The 14,231-nt window shown below is 38.1% G+C and carries 13 protein-coding genes and 1 pseudogene; 2 read left to right on the top strand and 12 right to left on the bottom strand.

From position 1 onward, the window contains the following. Nucleotide 1: 1 nt before the first annotated feature. Nucleotides 2-367, top strand: a pseudogene (locus C0Q44_RS31375) (TipAS antibiotic-recognition domain-containing protein); the annotation flags it as partial. 372 nt (nucleotides 368-739) lie between these two features. On the opposite strand, the gene C0Q44_RS00470 reads toward C0Q44_RS31375, so the two are convergent. The 7 genes from C0Q44_RS00470 to C0Q44_RS00500 all read right to left on the bottom strand — a co-directional run bounded on the left by C0Q44_RS00470 (nucleotide 740) and on the right by C0Q44_RS00500 (nucleotide 7,940). Further along, entirely contained in the window at nucleotides 740-1,351 is a 612-nt protein-coding gene (locus C0Q44_RS00470) for a hypothetical protein (RefSeq protein WP_105405572.1), read from the bottom strand. A 77-nt stretch (nucleotides 1,352-1,428) separates the two neighbouring features. Further along, nucleotides 1,429-2,586 carry a hypothetical protein gene (locus C0Q44_RS00475; RefSeq protein ID WP_105405573.1) on the bottom strand — a complete coding sequence of 386 codons (1,158 nt, stop codon included), beginning with the start codon at nucleotides 2,584-2,586 and terminating at the stop codon, nucleotides 1,429-1,431. Between the two features lie 134 nt (nucleotides 2,587-2,720). Then, nucleotides 2,721-5,159 (bottom strand): DEAD/DEAH box helicase family protein, encoded by a 2,439-nt coding sequence (locus C0Q44_RS00480; RefSeq protein WP_105405574.1) that lies wholly within the window; start codon nucleotides 5,157-5,159, stop codon nucleotides 2,721-2,723. Further along, on the bottom strand, nucleotides 5,143-5,469 hold the full coding sequence (locus C0Q44_RS00485; protein WP_105405575.1) for a nucleoside triphosphate pyrophosphohydrolase: 327 nt from the start codon (nucleotides 5,467-5,469) through the stop codon (nucleotides 5,143-5,145). Before C0Q44_RS00485 ends, C0Q44_RS00480 begins: the two co-directional genes overlap by 17 nt. A gap of 229 nt (nucleotides 5,470-5,698) precedes the next feature. Then, nucleotides 5,699-6,202 carry a hypothetical protein gene (locus tag C0Q44_RS00490; RefSeq protein WP_308737408.1) on the bottom strand — a complete coding sequence of 168 codons (504 nt, stop codon included), beginning with the start codon at nucleotides 6,200-6,202 and terminating at the stop codon, nucleotides 5,699-5,701. 8 nt (nucleotides 6,203-6,210) lie between these two features. Continuing rightward, entirely contained in the window at nucleotides 6,211-7,215 is a 1,005-nt protein-coding gene (locus C0Q44_RS30585; RefSeq protein WP_308737409.1) for a WXG100 family type VII secretion target, read from the bottom strand. A 203-nt stretch (nucleotides 7,216-7,418) separates the two neighbouring features. After that, the gene (locus tag C0Q44_RS00500) at nucleotides 7,419-7,940 is read right to left on the bottom strand and encodes a hypothetical protein (protein WP_105405577.1); all 522 of its coding nucleotides are present in this window, start codon (nucleotides 7,938-7,940) and stop codon (nucleotides 7,419-7,421) included. Between the two features lie 144 nt (nucleotides 7,941-8,084). On the opposite strand from C0Q44_RS00500, the gene C0Q44_RS00505 reads away from it, so the two are divergent. Beyond that, nucleotides 8,085-8,435 carry a helix-turn-helix domain-containing protein gene (locus C0Q44_RS00505; protein WP_105405578.1) on the top strand — a complete coding sequence of 117 codons (351 nt, stop codon included), beginning with the start codon at nucleotides 8,085-8,087 and terminating at the stop codon, nucleotides 8,433-8,435. A gap of 148 nt (nucleotides 8,436-8,583) precedes the next feature. Here the strand turns inward: C0Q44_RS00505 and C0Q44_RS00510 are convergent, their stop codons facing one another. The 5 genes from C0Q44_RS00510 to C0Q44_RS00530 form a co-directional block, all read right to left on the bottom strand. Continuing rightward, the gene (locus C0Q44_RS00510) at nucleotides 8,584-10,494 is read right to left on the bottom strand and encodes a hypothetical protein (RefSeq protein WP_105405579.1); all 1,911 of its coding nucleotides are present in this window, start codon (nucleotides 10,492-10,494) and stop codon (nucleotides 8,584-8,586) included. A 15-nt stretch (nucleotides 10,495-10,509) separates the two neighbouring features. Beyond that, nucleotides 10,510-10,983, bottom strand: coding sequence for an ABC-three component system middle component 2 (locus C0Q44_RS00515; protein WP_105405580.1), 474 nt, complete (start codon nucleotides 10,981-10,983; stop codon nucleotides 10,510-10,512). Then, nucleotides 10,967-12,067: a hypothetical protein gene (locus tag C0Q44_RS00520; RefSeq protein WP_181150801.1), complete on the bottom strand. Its 1,101-nt coding sequence runs from the start codon at nucleotides 12,065-12,067 to the stop codon at nucleotides 10,967-10,969. The genes C0Q44_RS00515 and C0Q44_RS00520 overlap by 17 nt, the downstream gene beginning before the upstream one ends. A 7-nt stretch (nucleotides 12,068-12,074) precedes the next feature. Beyond that, the gene (gene avs1a, locus C0Q44_RS00525; RefSeq protein WP_105405582.1) at nucleotides 12,075-13,283 is read right to left on the bottom strand and encodes an AVAST type 1 anti-phage system MBL fold metallo-hydrolase Avs1a; all 1,209 of its coding nucleotides are present in this window, start codon (nucleotides 13,281-13,283) and stop codon (nucleotides 12,075-12,077) included. 92 nt (nucleotides 13,284-13,375) lie between these two features. Then, entirely contained in the window at nucleotides 13,376-13,564 is a 189-nt protein-coding gene (locus tag C0Q44_RS00530) for a hypothetical protein (RefSeq protein ID WP_105405583.1), read from the bottom strand. Nucleotides 13,565-14,231 lie beyond the last annotated feature (667 nt).

Raw genomic sequence — 14,231 nt, forward strand, 5'->3', positions numbered from 1 at the left:
GGCGAAGTTTGTCTACGGAGATACCAAGAAATATCAGGAATTTGAAGCTAATGTGAGCCAGCTGTCTGCGGAAGAGCAAGAAAAAGCATACCAGCTTTTTTCGGTCAACATGGAGCAGGTATTTCATGCGTTGGCGAAACATCAGGATCTGTCCCCTGCTTCTGGTGAGGTGCAATCGTTAGTGCGTGGATGGAAGAGTTGTCTGGAACAGTTCATGGTCTTTGATGCTGAGATTCTGAGATGTATCGCGGAGACGTATACGATGGATCGCCGTTATGCGGGTTATTTCAATCAGTTTGGCGATGAGGATTTTTTGAGGTTTTTGTATCAAGCGATTATGGTTTTTGTGGAGGGTGGGGAAAAATAGTCTCTCCTGAGGTTTTTCAGATGTGGAGAAACTCAACTTTTAGGCTAACTTGCATAGTAGTATGAGTCAACTTATAAACCCCGGACGCACATGCATCCGGGTGTCTAATTTAAAAATTAAAATATTTTGGGAACCCACATATTTGTTCATTATGGCTATCCTTATCTTTAAATAGTATTATATATGTTGTTTCCAACAACCCAATAATTGTCCTTATTAGTCCAGCTATATCTGAGTTTTTTCGAAGGTTTTAGCTGAGATAGTTACAGAAATAAAAAGATTAAATCCTTGATTGGTGGTTTCAACTCTCCAAGTTCTCAGGGATAAGGCAACCTTGTTGTTTAGTATCCTCACAGCCTAATTCAGATTCTCTCATTCATTCCTTTTATAAATTTCTTTTCGATCTGAATCTAACCCGATCACTTGTTCCAAACCAACCTCTTGTTCGCCGTTTTCTACGACTTGAATATCCAAAAAACTCCTCTTCGTCGAACTAAGCTTAAAAAAAACATTATTCTGATTTACATATGTTACAAGGATCGTATCAATTTTTTGATCATTCACGGTTCCTGCTGTGACAACGTATCGCTTACTTTTGTCATTAAAATCTCCACTTGCCATAAGATTTGTAACACGAGATTCGTTGTCTTTCATCACTTCCTCTGTACGAAGAATTTCAATCTTTTCCCCAACTTTCTCTACATGTGCAATTCCTTCATAGTAGGCTTCGTTAAATTTATAGATATAATGAATAAAATAATTCTGACTTAATTCTTTAATATTTTTTAGGTCAGAAATCATAAATTGACCTAAATTATTCTTATCTAATTTTATAAAAGATTCAAGTTTTTGATGAATGTCCTCCAAAGTAACATTTTCAGATTTCACAGGACCTTCTTCTTTAACTTCACTAATAACTGTATTATCGCAGCCCGACAACAATAAAATTAAAGTTAAAAAAAACGTAATAAATCTAATAAACATGTTTAACAAACTCCTTAAAATATGGATATATTAAATAGGTAATTATATATAATGTATAATTACCTTTTTTTCATTTATTACTTATATTCTCCTGCATATTTCATTACTTCTGACCAACCATTAACTTCTGTTATAGCATATTGGTGCCACTGTTTCCCTGCATCCACGTCAATACCTAGTACACCCCAAGTTGCACTAAAGGAACCGGACACTTTGAATATTGCATCTGCGTAGCCTTGTATTCTTCCGTTTGTCCCACTTCCCTTTTTACTACTATTATTCATGTTCTCAGAGTACACTTGCACTACACCTGCACTCGCTGTACTTCCTGTTTCTCGAACCGGAGCTACACTAAAATTATACTCAGGAGATGTATTTGGATTCTTCACGACACCATACCACTGCCACGAAAATAAATCTTGAATTTTAGAGTAACTAGCCGGAGTAGAGAAACTCCACTCAGTTCTACTTGTATTCTGTACAGTCTTTCCACTTGGCCATAAACCACCATAATCATAATATATTTTGTTAAACTCTCGATCTACACAAGATGTTTTACTCCAAGGTCCCGCAATATTTGGTCCGCCCGCCCCTGCTAGAGTACAGCCATCAAACGGTGAACTCGCTATATTTATATCTCCATTACCACCTTTGTCATAACCCTTTTCAATTTCTCTTTTGTCTTCAGGAGAAAAAACGGAAAGCACTTTTTCAGGATCATCTTCTACAGTGTTAGTGAAGAAATTTACTGAACTGCCATCAGGATATTCAACTTTAAATGTTTGTTGAGGCATCTCCCTACTAGAAGATATATAATTTTCAGATAAATTCTTTAAATCTGTAACACCTTCACTTCTTAGCTTAATATCCGATAATAAAGCTCTCTTAACAGCTTCCTCTTCTAAAGAGAGTACTCGCTCCCTAAAACTTTCTGTATTTAACCTTACGTAATCATCACTAATATTGCTAGTGATTTGTTCACTTTCGCCTAACTTAAATTCAATATTTTGTTTTTCCATCTCTTTTACTAATTTGTCTAATTTAGCATAGTAAATAGCATCATCATAACTCAAAGACGGGTCCTCAAGTAGTTTATTTAGAAGAGATTCATCATAAGTATCTAAATTGATATTTAGCGAGCCTACTCTCACCATGTTGCTATTATCACCGTAAACGGAAGTAGACAACCCAAATACTAACAAAAACGATGTTAATACAGATAATAACTTTTTCATACATAAAAACTCCTTTTTATTGTTTTTTTATGCCCCCTATCCTCCTTATATATAAATCATTCATAATATACCAAATAGGTTGCCACGAATTCAGATACTCTCTGATTTCGAAGCAACCATCTTTTCACTCTATTCTACTGTCCCCGCTCAAAATACGCATGCAACCGATACAAACAAATATCCTTCGTCCAGCGAAACAACAGCGCTCGTTCCTCCCCATCCTGCACCTGCACATTCAGTGAGAACAAGCCATCCTCGAATCGCGTCATACTGCCCTTCGCGCCGCTCCACTTGGACATCGGCATATCAGAGATCAGCTGCTCTATTTCAGTTGCCGTCTTCTCATTCCATTCCCATAGCGCCAGTTTGCCTTTGTCCGAAAAGTCCTTCCGTTTCCGGTACTCCTTCTCCGTCAGGTACGTATGGAAGAACCTTGCCATCTCCCCTGGCGTGATCGGGTCCATCCAGTGGGCTTCGCCTCGCTCCAGCATGTACAGTAGCACGATCATTTTATAGCTTTTGTTCATGAGCGTCTTCTCCACATCACGCAGCCACGCCTCATGCCGGACGTACACCGCTCCCTCATATGGGGACAACAGCTCCGCCCAATACAGAAATCCAACATACGAACCAAATTCGCTTCGGTACCCAATACTCTTTGAACGCCCCATCAGATGCAACTCCAGATAGTTCGGAATACGCCCCAGTTCTCGTTTCACATCCAGAAAATCCTGATGCAACTTCTCACGACGGGGCAGCCGTTTGCGGCTTAGCTCCTGAAGCAGATTCACCACTCGGGTCTCCAGATGAATCCCGCAGTTGTCTGGAACTTCCGGCACAGCCGAATCTCGATCTTTCGCGGTTCCCTCCAGCTCCCCGCGCACATCCAGCAGACTCAGCTTCACATCCGCATTGCGGTAATTCCCGATCAGATCAATGATAACACAATGCGATTTCCCCTCTGCCAGCCGCAGACCGCGCCCTACCTGCTGGGTAAACACGGTGAGTGACTCCGTTGGACGCACAAAGAGAAGCGTGTCCACACGCGGTATATCCGTTCCTTCATTGAACAGATCCACCGTCAACACAATCTCCAGCTCACCCGCATCAAGCTGGCGAATGGCTTCCTCCCGCGACATCTCCGATGTGCGCGAATGCAGACTGAGCACCTTCACCCCCTGACTGCGAAAATACGCAGCCAAATAGTCCGCCTGCCGGATCGACGAGCAAAATCCAATCGTTCTCGTCTGCTTGTGCCGCAGCCAAGCCGCATAGATTGTTTCCACATGCTCCTCTTGCAACTGAACAGCCATGAGCTGTTCTTCATCATACTTTGTGCCGATCCAGCGAATCTGCGAATAGTCCGTATCGTCGAATACCCCGTAATATTGAAATGGCGCCAGCCAACCTCGCCGGATCGCTTCGATAAAATGCATCTGGTACGCCACATTCCCATCACAGAGCGCATACACATCCTTGCCATCCAGTCGATCCGGGGTCGCCGTAATGCCCAGCAGGAACTTAGGCTGAAAATGCTCAATCACCGACATATACGTCTTCGCCGCCGCATGATGGAATTCGTCCACCACGATCAGATCAAATGCATCCACCGCAAAACCATCCCGGTGCTTCTGCATACTCAGCGTAAAGATTGAAGCATACACACAATCCGCCGCCCCATCCTTGTACTGTCCGTTATAGATCCCATGACTGCGCTCCGGCATGATCCGTTGAAAAGACTTCTTCGCCTGGAACAGAATCTCTTCCCGATGTGCCACAAACAACACCCTCTGGAACCGCTGCGCGAAGAAACCCGCCAGATACGTTTTGCCAAGCCCGGTCGCCATGACGACCATCGCCTTGTCGTACTGCTCCTCCATCGTGCCATGGAGTGCTTCAAGCGCATCCAACTGAGCCAAACGCGGCTGGATCGGCACAAGCGAAAGCTCGGCGGCTTCTTCCTCTTTGTCCTCAGGTAGACCTGTGCCAAATTCCGCTTCTTCCATCTCCGTGATCCGCTGGATCATCTCCGGGTTCTTCTGGTGATACTTGCGGTACTCTTCCTCATACAGCTCAATTGAATCCGGGTTCACCGGCAGCGTTGTCTCATGGTAGAAACTCTGCATGAACTTGTCCAAAGCCATCTGGAACGTATACGGCTCCGCTTCCGCATTCATCGCAAGATTCCATTCATACCCCGTCCTCAGCGCTGTGAACGAAAAGTTCGACGAGCCGACAATCAGCAGTCCTTCCCCGTTGTCATGATCGAACAGATACGCTTTCGGGTGAAAAGAAGTGCCCATACTTCGCCACAGACGTGTCTCAATTCGTGAATCAACCTCACAGAGCGCCCGCAAACCTTCCGGCTGTGTGATATACAGATAATCTCCTGCGAGCATCCGTACTTCTGCTCCACGCTCCGCCGCCCGCTTTAAGTGCGGAGCCAGCAGTCTCACCCCGGACTGCATAATAAAGGACGTCATAATATAAATCCCGGATGCATGCTGCATCCGGGCAATCAGTTCGTCTGCCAAGTTATCTGTAATGAGTCTAACGTTAAGCTTCGTCGACATCGATCAGATACACTCTCTCCTGGAATCCACCGCGTGCCTCAGCCTTGTCCGCCCGTAGCTTATCCAATTGCGCCGCATTCGCTCCATGCACCTCAGCCAGCGCCCGGATCACTTCGAGCATGTCGGCCAGTTCTTCTAGCGCTTCCTGATCGCTTCCTGCACTCATGTATTCTTCCGATTCTTCTTGCAGCTTTGTTCTTAGTTCTTGCTTATACTCCTCCGGGTCCAGAATGCGTGTGCGGCATTCCTTACCGCTGGATGTAATAATATGCGGAATCTTGTCCCGCACCAATTTGTTGTATGTAGGCATGTGGTATAACATCCTTTCTGCTGTTGAAGTTTTCGAGCCTTAGTGCCAGAATCTCCCTTCTTGCCATTATACCATTTGCTATGGAGAGGGATCGGTTGATTTTGTAAAGTGGTTGGGATGGAATGAGGAGATAAAAATAGCCCATGACTACTCGTATTCGAGTTGAAATGGGCGTTCGGTAATTTGTAATGTCTAATTTTTCTGCATCAAACTCTGGTTCAGAAGGATTCTAAGCCAACAGTTTTGAGACAATAACATTCGTATCCATCATTTCTTTATCAATCTCGACCAAGCAAGTGTCATCATCCATAGCTGGTTCATAACCGATTCTAACTTTTTCAATTGCATACTTCTTCTTAATATCAAGAATATACTCTATTAACTTCTGAGCATTTAACGTTGTCTCTGAATTTTCTCCGCTGAACAACTCCTCTTCAGGAAAATTCATAACGATATCTCCAGATTCCTCATCGAATGAAAATACAATCATCACGTCGTTATAGGTATGACCTAGGTTAAGCTGAGATAATAATATATTCCCCGTTCCCTTAGGAGAAAGAATCTCTTCAAGGCTCTCTATTTGCTGAAATTCAATATCGTTTTTACTACGGTTATCATAAAAGTGAGAACTTTTGATCCGATCCACCTGAATGTTCAAATCATTTTTCATGAATTGATCCAGATTATTTTTGTTAAAATCAATTAAAATGATTTCTAAACTTTCCAAATTCACAACCTCCATCATTGATCGATAAATCCTTTGAATGAACCATCTTGGTTAAGCCTTACTCCGCGACCATCAGGTAAATTCTTTTCGAGGAAAGTAATACCTCTATTATTTGTAGTTTTCTTAAATTCACCTGGAGCATCAAGTATATCCTGTAAATGCTTTTGAGCTACTTGATTAATTTGTTCAGGCCCACCTCTAACTCTTCCCCATATATCGGGGTTTCGCCCTGCATGTTTCTGCAAAGCATGTCCTACAACGGTTTCTCCACCTTTTTTGGGAGCAGTAGCAGAACTAATAACGGTATCTCTGTTAAATATCACAGGGTTTACACCATTCAAGTTATCTAGCTTAGACTTTGGAAACTTCAATCCTCCAGTCGGAACCTTATAACCCCTATTATACGTTCCAGTAAAAGCCAACACGAGCTTAGCAGTCTGTAAACCTCCTATAGAAACTGCTGCTTGCCATGCTGGTATGGATTCTCCAGTTATGGGATGACGACCTTCTTTAAACGCACTAATCTGTTCATCATATATATCCCCACCACCAGACTCTGGTTGCTTCGGTCCAGCTCTCATTTCTTCATAGGTACCACCCTGTTCCCAATACTTAACAAACTCCTTTTGCCCTGGCATTCCATCCTCTGCTTCACTGGCAGGCATGTTAACTCCAAACAAAGGATTATATACCATTCGTCTTTTCTCTTCTGTGTTACCTGTATTATGGTTCATCATTGTATGTGCAGCAATCTGTCCAGCAATGGCTCCCAAGCTCACCTGTACCTGATCTGCTTGTTCGAATCTCTCGGCAATCGCTATTAAATCCTGAGAGGACTTCACCATACTCTCCAGTGCTCGATCCAGTACAGAACGTGATTGCTGAAAATCATAGAAAAACCGTTCCTGCGTTCCTCCCGCCCACTGAGATTGGATGAATCCGATCCGTGCAGTCAGGTCATTACGTATACCTTCCAACTGCTGCCTGCCTTGTTCAATCTGTTTAGATACATGCAGCAGCTCCTCCGGTTGTTACTCTAATTGTACTCATATCATTCTCCGCCGTTAGAATTAGGATTTTACAATGTTAGCAGAAGTTTGTTGCAAATACATCCACCCATTATCCTGATTTTTTTTCTTCAAATGAGTACCTTTCGGTACTTATAATCCTCCAGTCCCATTCCTGTAAAAGGAACCGCCAGATCATCATGGCACGCCTTATATCAGGAAAACTTTGTTGAATTATCATTCAATCGAGTGGCTAACTCCTCTAATATGTCTTCCGTTCGTTGATGAAGCTTTTCGATGTTCTCAAGGTCTAAATATTGATCCTCTGGGCGCTCCTCTAAAGATGACATATGTTGCATCGTGCCGATGAACAAAGCGATATCCAATCCGGGTTCAGTGTCCGTATGCACTAAAGGCAAGATTTCATTCATGGTGAGTTCTTTGGGTGGATGAACTGAATGATACTTATGGATATAAAGCGCCTTAATCATGGAGGCTAGAGCCCAATCACATAGAATTAGGCAGGCTTTAAACTGATTGTGATTACGCATGATGGCGGCAAGTTTGAGATGATACTTAGCATGTTGGTGATATTCCATGATTGTAGTATGTAGCATGTGGTAAGCAGGAGTATGTTTGGACCTAGGTTGTATGGAGATATCATGGTCTTGCAAACGTGGGGTAAAATCTACTTGGTGACTACAATGTGCTTCGGTTATGAACCAATTTCTTGCCATTGTCATCCCTCCAAAGAGTTAATACCAGTATTATACAATAAAACAATACCCAAAGATATAATTTAACAAAAATTATACGATTCAAATAGACATGTTTAGCCCCCTAAATCTTGTCTACACTTTTACATAGAGGGGGTGCGTATCGTGGAAGACAGAGAAATTTTAAATTTAGTCGGCGCTCGAATCAAGGTTTTAAGGAAAGAGAAGGGACTATCCCAGGAGGCACTTGGAGAAAAAGGTGGATTTCATTTTACATACATTGGACAAGTTGAACGTGGGGAAAAGAATGTGTCTTTGGTTAACCTGGCTAAAATAGCCGAAGCCTTGGAGGTGAATATATCACAGTTGTTTGCTTATGTTGATGAAGATATGGAGATGACTGAATCAGAGGCTGTGATTCAGGAGATTGTGATTATGTTACGTGATTCTGATCCAAGTAACATTTTTCTATCTAGAAATATAGTTAGAGAGATAGTTAAAAGTTCCAAGAATTAAGCGGTACTAAAAGCAAACTAACGATTAATCGTTGATTTGCTTTTAGTAATATTTTTTTTAGTTTTTTAATATATCTGGATACTATGAAACATGACATCGAATATTTTAATAGAATTTATACCAGTTCTCTATATTAATTACGACTAATCTAATTCTCATTTAGATCATCTATAAGCCCATAAGGCAAATCCTTTAAACCATTGCCATCAAACTTAGCCACTATGTGTTCTTCTGAAAGAAAGTCTGGATACCCGTTATTAATGACAATTAACTGGATTTGTTCGCTCTTTTCTGAATCCAACTTAATAAAAAAACGTAATATAGAATTAAATATTTTTTCGTCTTTGAATTCTTCTTCATCTTGATTTGGATCAGCCCCAAGATTTTTTCTTGGCGTATCCATAATTAACAATCCTGGGTGATTATTTTCCCCTTCATTACCAACAATTAGAACACTTAAATAATAAGCCATAGTTAACATTGTAACTGATCCCAAGCTGCCAATATTATCATACTTTCTTCCTCTAACATATGGTAAATAATCTTTGATACCAACGTAAGCATCAGCCAACTTTGGAAAGTTGAATTCTTCAAGGATTGTTTCATAAACTGTACTGATTCTTTCTAAAATAATGTCTTTGTCTACATTAGTTTGCTCTATTTCTTTAGCTCGCTCTTTTAGTTTTGTCAACAATGTGCTCTCAGTGTCTATCTTGTTCAACATTACATTGAATTCTTGAATAACTTTCAGAGTCCTCTCTAAGTCTTTAAGCTGATTTTTTCTGTCACCAAGTTCTAAATTTAATTTTTCTATTTTCTCAAGATATGGACTGATATATTCCATCCTTAAATGATTTAGTAGTTCCTGTTCATCTTGTAACTTTGTCTTTTCCTCTTTTTTTCTAAGTCTTAACTTCTCAAGTTGATCTTTTTGATCATCTATATAATCTGATAATTTTTTAAATTTCAACTTTAACCTAGTAGATTCACTTTTATATACTTTAATTTCATCTTCATTTAAACTCTTTAATGTATTCCCGCAAAGTTCACATCCCGCTTCATGCGGTATTAGCTCATTTAAACAAGATGGACATACTTCAAATACATACTGATTTAAAGCATTAGACCCTTCCAACAAAAACTCTATCTTTCCTAATTCACTTTGATATTGATTCCTAAGTAATGATAGTTTTTCAATATATTGAGACTGTTTTAAAATCTCTTCCGTAAACCTTTCAATCTCTAACTGTCTTTTCAAAATTGATTCCTCTATCTCCCCACCAGGAAATAGACCCTGAGTTTTTATATCTGATTTTATACTGTAGAGCTCAGTTTTTAGATCAAAAATATTAATCTCTATCTCATTCTTTTTATCAAAATAATTATCAAAGTCTAGCAATTTTAAGTTTTTTAGAAAATCACTAACTCCTTGTTTTCTTTTCTCTAAATCAGCTATTAACTCAGTTTGCTCTTTAATCTTAGCCTTTAATTCTGATAATAAATTATCAAAAAGATTAAATATTATTTCAAATGTTGGCTTCCTCTTAATGTTTGGCCCCCAAGTTTTCTCTCTCATGAGATCCTCACTATCAATCTCCGTTTGCCTTAGATAACAAAACTTATAAATGTCTCTAAAACTAAAAACTTGATTTACAACTGTGATATCAAAAAATCCGAGCTCATTCAACAAAAACTTTGACAGAGAAGTTTCATTAGCTGGAGACTCCACTGGTAGAAGTTCAAAATCATTACTGTATTGTTGTTCATGCTCATTATATTTAAATAATTTAACTGGTCTATTAAAGTCAAATAAGGGGCGTACAATCTTATAGAGCCTATCACCAATTTCTATTTCCAGCTCCACTTCTGTACAATTTTGTCTAACTTCGATGTAATCTTTATGTTTTTCAGCACCTAAGGTATAGTTAATCAGCTCGGCAATTGTTGATTTCCCTGTTGATGTTGGTCCTGATATGTAGTTCAATCCTTTCTTAAACTTAACTGAATAATTTTTCCTTAAGCCAACTAATGTTAAACGTTTAATAAACAATTTATCCATTTAGAGCCCCCCTTATTAGTTATCAGCACAAGAAAAACTTTTCAAAATAATATCTTCTTCAATTTTTGTGTCACTAAGTCTTGCAATATTTTTCTTTATATAATTAGCAACATTATCTAATTTTTTGTAATAAGAAGAATTCAAACTCTCAATAACGTCAGTTCCATCACTTGTTATTTGATAAATAAACTCACTTTTAATAATATTTCTTGAAACTAATTTTTTGGCTGTCAGAAGCCTTAAGAATACATGGTATTCTTCTCGATTTGGCTTCCAATGGTAGTATGAATAATAATCATAAAAGCTAAGATTCTGTTTTAAATTTTCATCTTCAATCATTACATTTGGATACTTCATATAAAAATCAAGCAACATTATCTTATCTAGCGATATTTTTATAGTTTTTTGACTCCCAAATTTAGATAACAAAATTAAAATGCGTGTCACATGTATAATTAATTCTGAGTTCGTATTAGCTATCTTCTCCATTGGATGTTCCCTCTTTCTCCTCTCGGTATTTTATTAAGTTCCGCTCATAGTTTTTGACCCACCCAATCTTACAATTATCTGCCCATTGATGTAACAAACCTTTTTTGGCGTATAGGCTAGTTTGTATAATCTTAGAAGCCAATGTTGTTTCTGCACATTTTTCAATTTGATCATAGACACTGGATAAAAGTGCTCCCCCATTATCCTCATCTTTATATCCTAGATATTTACTATACCAAAAACTACGTACATCACTTTTTAGTCGACTGAGTTCTTGTATTTCACTTTTTACTTCTTTACTATTTACGGATTCACTCAAAATTTCCGCATGATAAAATTCAGTTTGGCAAAGATCATGTTCAAATATTGAAGCAGCCTCAAGCTTTTCCACAAAGATAAAGTCCTTATATTGATTTTCATTCAATGAATGTAAATAAGGATCAACATATTCGTGAACTTGTATATCCAAGATTTCCATTTCTCGCTTAAAATTCGAAAGACCTATGGCACCAAGTGAAATCGCTCTTCCATTTTCCATAGCTTCTGTCAACATTACTCCTACTAATTTTCCATCCACTAATAAAGGTGCACCCGACAAACCCGAAAAATCTGCTATCTGACTTTGATGACTTAAATCAATATTCCAATCATATGGATTATAAACCATGTCCCCCATAACTCTTGATACTTTATTCTTCACCCATTGACCTGCGGACCATTTAACAGTTGGGTAACCAAAAGTCTCAAAATCAATTCCTGGGTCAACCTCAAAATTGGAAAAACGTAGATAACTTGAATACACAGGAGAATCTAATTCGAGGAATATAATTGCACCTTCATTTGTTTTACGAGGTATTGCTTTTCTAATAATGCGTTCATTATTAATGTTTAAAAATTCAAGTTTTATAGAGTTTGCTACTTTATCCTCAAGATAACGTTTAACATTATGTGTAGCAGTAATAACCATATTAGGTGCAACTAGAAACGCTGTCCCTTTATCCGAATCATCCTCATTATGACCACAAGTAAGTCTACAAACTGATGCCATTACATCTTTTTGATTATGCCACATCTTAGTATTCATCCCCCATTTATACTTCAATTTTAAGTACGCCATCTTCACTCGGATAAACAATAGTGCAGTTGTTATTATTTTTCTCGATTAAATCTTCAACAATTTTGGAGTTTTGTGTAATATAATTACAATAAATTTTTATTTCATTCCCCCTTGAATTCTGTATAATCTTTGCTAAGGTGCTTAGATCAGGGTGTCCATGTTTACTACCATCTGTAGAAATTATAAATTTCGGACAATCAATTAGATTTAACAATTTAGTATTTGTATTATTTGAACTTCCATGATGTGATATCTTAACTAAATCGAAATATATACGATCTTCGCTTTCTTCTTTTATGTTTTCCAATTGTTTTATTACGATATCTTGATGCGCATCACCTAGGAAAAGCATTTTTTTCTTTTGAGCTTCAATTATGAATGCTATTGAAGAACCATTAGTTGGAGATTTATCATTTTTTTCATCATCCTCTGAAAGAAGAACGTCCCATTGAATCTTCTCTCTTGAAATTTGTATGTGAGACTCTTTCTCTTCTGTACTACTCCCCATCAATAAACCAAATTCAAAAGCATCATCAAAGATTTTATCTTTAGAAAAAGTAAAATTGTATTTCTTTTTCAATAATTCTTTCTCCCATTTTTTAGATAACCTCTCTAACTTACTAGTATCTGGGGATAATAAACGTAGAGAGAAATTCGGAAATGAAACATTATCAAAACTATCTAAATTTATAGCTTCACCTTGAAAAGAGCTGTTCCATGAATATCTACCTGCTAAAAGTAACGAGGCAAGTGAAGAGCCTTGCTTAGCACTTATTTCTTGAGATTCATTAGATGTTTGCTTAATATGCTTTTTTCCATTTGAAATGATCTCTCTTAAAATTTCTTTTTCAGCTTCCTTCAATTGATTCTCTTTTGAGAACTGCAAATGTCTATAGCTATTGTGCCAAACTTGATCTATTTGTATTAGTGAGGACTCAGTGCTACTCCCATTCTCTGTAATCAGTTCAATAGCCCCCTCTATGTGATCTTGATCAATATGCGTGACAACCATTAAATCAATCTTACCTAAATCCTTTGCTAAACTTTCAATTCGCGCCTTAACAAAATTATGATAAGTATTGTAAACTCCCACATCTATGAGAATATGAGTTTCATCAAATGAAAGTAAAAATGCGTCACCCTCAGACGCTGGAAAAACCTCAATCTGTATATTAGAATTCAAAATATTCTTCCTTTCATACAGTTCATTATTAAAATTGAAACGAAACAACTTTATGTTTAAATGTAAAGTTACAAGGAATTAAAAACTATTATTCAATAGCTTTCGTTTTTCGGCAATTCGAGATTTGCTAGATCAGCAAAATTCCGCTTCGGCTTTACTCTTGCATTTAACCATTGCAGCACCACAGCTGCATCTGATATTAGATACTCTGTTTTAGAGAGAAATTTCTCTTTCTTAGTCGTTGCAGTTTTCTTTCCTATTGGAAACGTCCATTTTTCCAAACTACGCAGCTTGCTTTCTATTTAACCAACGTGCCAGTAATCCACTATAAATTGGTGAGCTTATATTTTACTGTATTCGTAAGATTAGATGTAGTTACGATTAGAGACAAAAAACAGTCATGACTCCTTCTCGCACCTAAACCGGACTTTTTATATCTTAAAACTGCTGGCTTGAACACGAATATCTACGTCTTGATTTCCGACATATAGCTGCTTACCGTCACATTATCTGATTCCCGCTGCTATCAACCAGCATACTTATTTGCTGTTTTGGTATATGACCCATTCTAACTCACTCTTCTCACTCACAGCATTAACTTTTACCTAGACTATTTGGGGTATGTACTAAATCTTCGATCCAATTTTCATACTCTATTCTCTCTTATTTATAGGTCTAATAGATCAAAAATATAAGGAGTTATCAGGCTTTTAGAACCATTATCCAACAAAAAATCACTTATTTCCACTATAAAATACAATATTAAACAAAAAAACTGGTATACATTGAAGATTTATTCATTATATAGTAAAATAAAAATGCTTATTCGCCACTGCCTCCCCCATTATAGAGAGAATTTATTACCTCATTCCCCATACATAGCCATTTGGCTTATTCCCTCACGACTGCACATACTTCACTTCATCTAGGATAATGAATATTTTGCTC

Source organism: Paenibacillus sp. PCH8, assembly GCF_002968835.1.
Taxonomy (GTDB): Bacteria; Bacillota; Bacilli; order Paenibacillales; family Paenibacillaceae; genus Paenibacillus.

Excerpts from the sequence above, each read along its gene's own strand:
- C0Q44_RS00470 (WP_105405572.1), bottom strand. The coding sequence starts at position 1,351 with ATGTTTATTAGATTTATTACGTTTTTTTTAACTTTAATTTTATTGTTG.
- C0Q44_RS00475 (WP_105405573.1), bottom strand. The coding sequence starts at position 2,586 with ATGAAAAAGTTATTATCTGTATTAACATCGTTTTTGTTAGTATTTGGG.
- C0Q44_RS00480 (WP_105405574.1), bottom strand. The coding sequence starts at position 5,159 with ATGTCGACGAAGCTTAACGTTAGACTCATTACAGATAACTTGGCAGAC.
- C0Q44_RS00485 (WP_105405575.1), bottom strand. The coding sequence starts at position 5,469 with ATGCCTACATACAACAAATTGGTGCGGGACAAGATTCCGCATATTATT.
- C0Q44_RS00500 (WP_105405577.1), bottom strand. The coding sequence starts at position 7,940 with ATGGCAAGAAATTGGTTCATAACCGAAGCACATTGTAGTCACCAAGTA.
- C0Q44_RS00510 (WP_105405579.1), bottom strand. The coding sequence starts at position 10,494 with ATGGATAAATTGTTTATTAAACGTTTAACATTAGTTGGCTTAAGGAAA.
- C0Q44_RS00515 (WP_105405580.1), bottom strand. The coding sequence starts at position 10,983 with ATGGAGAAGATAGCTAATACGAACTCAGAATTAATTATACATGTGACA.
- C0Q44_RS00520 (WP_181150801.1), bottom strand. The coding sequence starts at position 12,067 with ATGAATACTAAGATGTGGCATAATCAAAAAGATGTAATGGCATCAGTT.